This window comes from uncultured Campylobacter sp., assembly GCF_938031315.1.
In the GTDB taxonomy this organism is placed as follows: Bacteria; Campylobacterota; Campylobacteria; order Campylobacterales; family Campylobacteraceae; genus Campylobacter_B.
This window is the reverse complement of the sequence record NZ_CALHHT010000228.1, coordinates 1-5,820: the sequence shown is the minus strand read 5'-3', so window position 1 is coordinate 5,820 and position 5,820 is coordinate 1. Positions and strand designations below refer to the sequence as shown.

4 protein-coding genes and 1 pseudogene are annotated in these 5,820 nt (G+C 53.6%); 3 read left to right on the top strand and 2 right to left on the bottom strand.

Going from position 1 to position 5,820, the window contains the following annotated elements:
- The 3 genes and pseudogenes from Q0236_RS05800 to Q0236_RS05790 form a co-directional block, all read left to right on the top strand.
- Nucleotides 1-222, top strand: a pseudogene (locus tag Q0236_RS05800) (type I glyceraldehyde-3-phosphate dehydrogenase); the annotation flags it as partial.
- Between the two features lie 2 nt (nt 223-224).
- Nucleotides 225-1,427, top strand: a complete 1,203-nt coding sequence (pgk, locus tag Q0236_RS05795; RefSeq protein ID WP_297915971.1) for a phosphoglycerate kinase — start codon at nt 225-227, stop codon at nt 1,425-1,427.
- On the top strand, nt 1,424-2,122 hold the full coding sequence (locus tag Q0236_RS05790; RefSeq protein ID WP_297915969.1) for a triose-phosphate isomerase: 699 nt from the start codon (nt 1,424-1,426) through the stop codon (nt 2,120-2,122). The genes pgk and Q0236_RS05790 overlap by 4 nt, the downstream gene beginning before the upstream one ends.
- A 368-nt stretch (nt 2,123-2,490) precedes the next feature.
- Here Q0236_RS05790 and tpx read toward each other — a convergent pair whose 3' ends face one another.
- Nucleotides 2,491-3,021, bottom strand: coding sequence for a thiol peroxidase (gene tpx / locus Q0236_RS05785; RefSeq protein WP_297915967.1), 531 nt, complete (start codon nt 3,019-3,021; stop codon nt 2,491-2,493).
- A 631-nt stretch (nt 3,022-3,652) separates the two neighbouring features.
- The gene (gene fusA, locus Q0236_RS05780) at nt 3,653-5,728 is read right to left on the bottom strand and encodes an elongation factor G (protein ID WP_297915965.1); all 2,076 of its coding nucleotides are present in this window, start codon (nt 5,726-5,728) and stop codon (nt 3,653-3,655) included.
- Between the last annotated feature and the right edge of the window lie 92 nt (nt 5,729-5,820).

The window sequence follows — 5,820 nt, the reverse complement described above, 5'->3', positions numbered from 1 at the left end:
TTTAGAGAGGCTGCGGACGGCTCGATGAAGGGGATTTTGCTCGTAGACGACGACTCGCGCGTTAGCAGCGACTTTTGTACGAGCTCGTACAGCAGCATCGTAGCTAGCGATACTACGCAGGTGATCTGCGGCGATATGGTTAAAATTTTTTCGTGGTACGACAACGAATGGGGCTACTTGCACCGCCTTATAGATCTCGCTTTGCGCGCCGTAAAGGGCTAAAAATGAGTGAAATTTTATCGATCAACGATCTTGAGCTGGGCGGCGCGAAAGTATTCATCAGGTGCGATTTTAACGTGCCGATGGACGAGTTTTTAAACATCACCGATGATCGCCGAATTCGCGCGGCGATCCCTACTATCCGCTATTGCCTAGATAACGGCTGCAGCGTGGTTTTGGCTAGCCACCTAGGGCGCCCAAAAAACGGCTTTGAGGAGAAATTTTCGCTACGAGGCGTGGCAAAGAGGCTCTCGCTTTTACTGAGCCATGAGGTTGTATTTGCCGAGGACGTCATCGGAGCGGATGCCAAAGCTAAAGCTGCCGCGCTAAAGCCAGGCGAAATTTTACTTCTTGAAAATTTGCGCTTTGAAAAGGGCGAGACCAAAAACGACGAGGCGCTAGCTTCTGAGCTTGCTAAATACGGAGAATTTTATATAAACGACGCGTTTGGCGTCTGCCACAGGGCGCATAGCTCGGTCGAGGCGATCACTAAATTTTACGACGATAAGCATAAAGCGGCGGGATTTTTGCTGCAAAAGGAGATAAATTTCGCCCAAAATCTCATCAAGCATCCTGCGCGCCCGTTTGTCGCGGTCGTTGGCGGCAGCAAGGTAAGCGGCAAACTGCAAGCCCTGCACAACTTGCTTCCGCGCGTGGATAAGTTGATAATTGGCGGCGGCATGGCGTTTACGTTTTTAAAATCACTCGGCGAAAATATCGGAAATTCGCTGCTTGAAGAGGATCTCATTGAGGACGCGAGGCAAATTTTGCAAAAGGGCAGGGAGCTTGGCGTTAAAATTTACCTACCTGTCGACGTCGTTGCGGCTCAGACGTTTTCAGCTGAAAGCGCCGTGAAATTCGTCCCCGCGCAAGAAATACCTAGCGGCTGGATGGGGCTAGATATCGGGCCGGCATCAATTAGGCTATTTAAAGAGGTCATCGCCGATGCGCAAACCATCTGGTGGAACGGGCCGATGGGTGTTTTTGAGATGGATAAATTTAGCAAAGGCAGCATCAAAATGAGCCACGCCATCATCGACACTCACGCGACTACGGTCGTTGGCGGCGGCGATACGGCAGACGTGGTCGAGCGCGCGGGAGATGCCGACGAGATGACCTTTATCTCGACTGGCGGCGGCGCGAGTCTGGAGCTCATCGAGGGCAAGGAGCTGCCGGGCATAAAACCGCTTAGAAAGGCTATGGAGTGAGGTTTTTAGCAAATTTAAAGTGCAATCATACCAGAGCGAGCTTTGCGCGCTATGCTGAAACTTTAGACGCAAATTTAAGCGCAAACAACGACGTAACGGTGTTTCCGCCCTTTAGCGCGCTTGATCTTGCGGCTCATAAATTTAAACTCGGCGCGCAAAATTTCTACCCGTGCGAAAGCGGCGCTCACACTGGCGAGATCGGCAAGGCGATGCTGGACGAGTTTGGCGTAAAAAGCGTGCTGATCGGGCACTCTGAGCGGCGAGAGTTGGGCGAGAGCGAGGAGCTTTTGCGCACTAAATTTGACTTCGCCGCAAAGGCTGGCTGGCAGATCGTCTACTGCATCGGCGAAAATTTGAGCGTAAACGAAGCAGGTGGTACGAAGGAGTTTTTGGCCGAGCAGCTAAAAAACATCGAGCTTGGCTACGAGCGCTTGCTGATCGCCTACGAGCCGATCTGGGCGATAGGTACGGGCAAAAGTGCGAGCGCGGAGCAAATCGAAGGCATTTTAAATTTCATCCGCGAGCAAACGAGCGCGCCGCTACTTTACGGAGGTAGCGTAAATGCCGCAAATATCGGCGCGATAGCGGGGATCAAAAACTGCGATGGGGTGTTGGTAGGTACGGCGAGCTGGGACGCCTCGAAATTTTTGGAACTTATACGCGTTGTCTCGCATCGCTATACTTCGTTGCCTTAAAATTTTGCTCGGTCATTAGCTAATAGGGTAACTCCCGTCGCAAAATTTTAAGTCGCCTAGTCTAGCTTCGCGATACTGCTCGCTTGTGTTTTTGCGCTCAAATTTAAATTTTAAGTCAGATAGACTATTTTTGCAATGTGAGATAAATTTATGAATTGATTGGGGATGAATTTTAAAATTCTATTGCGAACTGCGCAAATAGGATCACGAACCCAGATCCGCTGAAATTTCAGACGCGACCTGCTAAATTTCAGGGCGCAGTGGAATTTTAGAATTTAAAGTTGCGGGCGAGCAAGGCGCCCGTCCGCGTATTTTAAGCCCGCTAAATTTAAGCGGGTAACGTCTGCACCGCAGACCTAGAAATTGCATCAGCCCTGCGTCGCAGCGCTTCCGCTCGCAAACGCCGCCGCATTGAGCGCCGCGTCGTAATCTGGCTCATCTACGATGTCGTCCGTGATCTGCTTGTAGGCGATCTTGCCTGCGGTGTCCACGACGAAAACCGCGCGGCACGTTAGCCCCGCAAGCGCGCCGTCCGCAATCAGCACGCCATATGCACGCGCAAACTCCTTATCGCGAAAGTCGCTTAGTGCGCGTAAATTTTTGATCCCCTCGGTCGAGCAAAATCTGCCCGCGGCAAACAGCAGATCCATCGAGATCACGAAAACCTCGGTATTTTTTATACTCGCGGCGCGCTCGTTAAATTTGCGCGTCTCGGTCGCGCACACGTCCGTATCCAGGGACGGCACGGTGATGATGACCTGCGCCTTGCCCGTGCCGCCGCCGACTTTGACCTCGCTAAGATCGGCTGCGACCAAGCCGACTACCGGTGCCTTATCTCCCAGCTTAAGCTCGCTGCCCGAAAGGCTAACGCTCGCGCCTTGCAATTTGGTTTGTTGCATGATTTTCCTTTGTTTTGAAATATTTAAAACGGGCGCATTATAAGCCCGTGAAAGTAGGCACCTACTAAATCTGAAAACAAGCGAGCTCGGGTGTTAGCTCAGCTTATATGATCGGCTCGTAAGCCGCCGCGCTAGGATGAAATTTTACGGCGCAAAGCGGCGGCGCAATTAAAGTGCCCCGAGAATACCGCTACTCGCATAAAGCACTGATAGATCGCAATCCGATATAAGTCTATGATAGCGCTCCGCCTTGAGGCTGCGCCGAAAGTAAAATTTAACCCTACTTACGATCCAGCTTGCGGCGATCTTGTCCGTGAATGAAAATCAAAGCGCGATAGCAACATGCTCGCTTTATCTGTGAGAGAATAAATCTCTAGTAAAACGATAGGCGCGGCATCATGAGCGCATTTTAAGTTATGCTTTAAATTTTTAAATTTAATTGAAATTCTTTTGATCTAAATTTACGATCGGCGGAAGTTAAAATTTATGAATTGAAATTTTATTCGGAGTCGGAGTATGAATTTAAATTTACGCTAGTAAAGCGGGTTAAATTTGAAGTGCTGTTTTAAAATTTAAAGAAGCGCCCGGGGTTGGCGATAAAGCTATCGCCGCACCCTAGCGTCCGTTAAGCTTAGCCGTTGCGTTTTTTAATGATCTCTTCGCCGACATTTTTAGGAACCTCGTCGTAGTGATCAAATTCCATCGAATAGGTCGCGCGACCCTGCGTCTGAGAGCGCAGATCGGTCGAGTAACCGAACATCTCCGAGAGCGGAACGAACGCGTTGATGACCTGCACGCCGTTGCGCGGCTCCATGCCGTCGATGCGTCCACGGCGGGAGTTCAGATCGCCGATAACGTCGCCCATATACTCCTCAGGCACCGTGACCTCAACCTTGACGTACGGCTCGAGGAGAACGGGGTTTGCCTTCTCCGCGCCTGCCTTGAACGCCATCGAGCCGGCGACCTTGAACGCCGCCTCGGAGGAGTCGACCTCGTGGAACGAGCCGTCGTAGACGATGACCTTGATGTCGACCATCGGATAGCCTGCGACAACGCCGCTCTCCATTGCCTGACGAACACCGGCCTCGATCGGGTTGATGAACTCCTTCGGAATCACGCCGCCGACGACCTTGTTCTCGAAGCTGAAGCCCTCGCCCGCTTCCTGCGGAATGAGCTCGAGCCAGCAGTGACCGTACTGACCATGACCGCCGGACTGACGGACGAACTTGCCTTCCGCCTTGACCTGCTTGCGGATCGTCTCGCGGTATGCAACCTGCGGCTCACCGACCTTGCAGTCGACCTTGAACTCGCGGAGCATACGGTCGACGATGATCTGCAGATGCAGCTCGCCCATGCCCGAGATGATGACCTGGCCCGTCTCAGCGTCCGTATGAACGCGGAACGTCGGATCCTCCTCGGCGAGCTTCTGGAGGGCGATGCCCATCTTCTCCTGATCGTTCTTCGTCGCGGGTTCCACCGCAACGGAGATAACGGGATCCGGAAACTCCATCGACTCAAGGATGATCGGATTGTTCTCGTCGCAGAGCGTATCGCCCGTCGTCGTGTTCTTCAGACCGACCGCCGCCGCGATATCGCCGCTGTAGACGATGTCGATCTCCTTGCGGTTGTTCGCGTGCATCTGGAGAATGCGGCCGATGCGCTCCTTGCTGTCCTTCGTCGCATTGTAGACATACGAGCCGGAGTTCAGTGTGCCGGAGTAAACGCGGAAGAACGCGAGCTTTCCGACGAACGGATCCGTCATAATCTTGAACGCGAGTGCCGAGAACGGTGCGCTGTCCGATGCCGGACGGTGATCCTCTTCGCCTGTGTCGGGGTTCACACCCGCGATCGGCGGGATATCCGTCGGTGCGGGCATGTAGTCGACGATCGCATCGAGCAGGGGCTGAACCCCCTTGTTGCGGTACGACGTGCCGCACGTCACCGGCGTCATCTCACAGGCGATGGTCGCCTTGCGGATGGCACCGCGGATCTCGTCCTCGGTCAGCTCCTCGCCGCCGAGGTACTTCTCCATCAGCTCATCATCCGTCTCAGCGCATGCCTCAAGGAGCTTGTCGCGGTACTCTGCTGCCTGCTCCTTGTACTCGGCGGGAATCTCGACCTCATCGGTCACCTTGCCGAGATCGTCCTCGTAGACGATGGCATCCATCTTCACGAGGTCAATGATGCCCTTGAACTCATCCTCTGCGCCGATCGGCAGCTGAATCGCCACCGGGTTCGCATTGAGACGCTCGCGCATCATCTTCATGACGTTGAAGAAATCCGCGCCCGTGATGTCCATCTTGTTGACGTACGCCATGCGCGGGACATTGTAACGCTCTGCCTGACGCCAGACCGTCTCCGTCTGCGGCTCAACGCCGCCGCGGGCGGTCAAAACTGCGACTGTGCCGTCCAGCACGCGCAGCGAGCGCTCTACCTCGACCGTAAAGTCAACGTGACCCGGCGTATCAATGATATTGATGCGATGGTCTTTCCAGTGGCAGGTCGTCGCCGCCGACGTAATCGTAATGCCGCGTTCCTGTTCCTGAACCATCCAGTCCATGGTGGCAGCGCCCTCATGAACCTCGCCGATCTTGTGCGTTACGCCCGTGTAGAAGAGAATGCGCTCTGTGGTCGTCGTCTTCCCGGCATCAATGTGTGCCATGATGCCGATATTCCGCGTTTTTTCAAGGGAATATTCTCTTGCCACTGTTTCCTATCGCTCCTTACACTGCCGGCAGATATTATTACCAGCGATAATGTGCGAATGCCTTGTTGGCCTCCGCCATCTTGTGCGTATCT

Excerpts from the sequence above, each read along its gene's own strand:
- tpx (WP_297915967.1), bottom strand. The coding sequence starts at position 3,021 with ATGCAACAAACCAAATTGCAAGGCGCGAGCGTTAGCCTTTCGGGCAGC.
- pgk (WP_297915971.1), top strand. The coding sequence starts at position 225 with ATGAGTGAAATTTTATCGATCAACGATCTTGAGCTGGGCGGCGCGAAA.